1 protein-coding gene is annotated in these 1448 nt (G+C 61.7%); it reads left to right on the plus strand.

Going from position 1 to position 1448, the window contains the following annotated elements:
- Nucleotides 1-257 precede the first annotated feature (257 nt).
- Nucleotides 258-1151 carry an alpha/beta fold hydrolase gene (locus NKK47_RS34955; RefSeq protein ID WP_352579920.1) on the plus strand — a complete coding sequence of 298 codons (894 nt, stop codon included), beginning with the start codon at nt 258-260 and terminating at the stop codon, nt 1149-1151.
- Nucleotides 1152-1448: the final 297 nt, after the last annotated feature.

Here is a 1448-nt window from a genome sequence, read left to right on the forward strand (position 1 = left end):
CCTCGCACATCTGTTCGCGATGTCCCCAGTCCAAACACCCTTGTGGGAGAAGGTGGCCGAGCGAAGCTCGGTCGGATGAGGGGTGCTCCAGCTTGGTTCCGACAGCGCTCCGTCCAACACCCCCCAACCGTCTCGGCGCTAACGCGCCAATCCACCTTCTCCCACAAGGAGAGAAGGAAGAGCCCCCGATTTGACCGCCCCTGCCCTCGCCTGTAGCAGTCGCAAACGATCTGACAGCAGCACGGAATCGAGTGTACATGCCAAACGACGAAGGTTTCTCCGATTTTTTCTACGCGGCGCCGGATGGGCTGTCCCTGCATGCCCGCATCTACGGCGAAGCGAATTCCGGCCGCTGGCCAGTCGTTTGCCTGCCCGGCCTGACCCGCAATTGCCGTGACTTTCACGAATTGGCGCTTTATCTGTCGGCGCAGGCGAAGCGCAACGTCGTCGCCTTCGACTATCGCGGGCGCGGGCAGTCCGCCTACGATGCCGATATCGGCCATTACAATATCGGCATCGAGGCGGGCGATATCCTTGCCGGGTTGGCGGCGCTGAACATCGAGAAGGCAGCCTTCATTGGGACGTCGCGCGGCGGACTGATCATCCATGTGCTCGGGGCGATGCGGCCGGCCGTGCTGAAGGCCATCGTCTTCAACGACATCGGCCCGGTGATCGAGTCGCAAGGTCTCGCCCATATCCGCTCCTATCTCGACCTCGCGCCCAGGCCGAAGACGTACGCAGAGGTGGTCCGCGGCCTGCGCAGCACCCATGGCGCGGATTTTGCGGCGCTGACCGATGCGGATTGGGAGCGGATGGCGTCAGCCCTCTACCGCGAGACCGAAGAGGGATTTTTGCCCGATTTCGATCCGAGACTGGTCGACACGCTGACGGGGATCGATCCCAGCCGGCCGCTGCCCGATCTTTGGCCACAGTTCGACGCGCTGGCGGCCATCCCGATGCTCGTCATACGCGGCGCCAACTCGAAGCTGCTGTCCGCCGAAACGCTCGAGCAGATGCGGACGCGCCATACCGATATCGAGACGATCACCGCCGACGGCCAGGGGCATGCACCGTTTTTGGAGTCCGGGATCCTGCCGGGCAGGATCGCTGGTTTTTTCGATCGGGCGGAGCGGCGGGGTGGTGGGAAGTAAAACTCAAGATCAAATAACCACCTTGAAAGCTTTACACGGACCTATTTAGTGGTGACAGATTGTCGAAGTCGGTGCCCACGTTTCTTCCCTTCTCCCTCTGTGGGAGAAGGTGGATCGGCGCGTAGCGCCAAGACGGTTGAGGGGTGTTGGAAGAAATGAGGCGTTGGCGTTCCCTGGAACACCCCTCATCCGACCGAGCTGCACTCGGCCACCTTCTCCCACAAGGGGCTAGCGTGCGCACACATCTGCTTCGGAGAGGTGTCAAGGGAGTTTTGGTTGGGTAGCAGGTTTGGCTTG

This window comes from Mesorhizobium sp. M0019 (assembly GCF_040323975.1).
Taxonomy (GTDB): domain Bacteria; phylum Pseudomonadota; class Alphaproteobacteria; order Rhizobiales; family Rhizobiaceae; genus Mesorhizobium.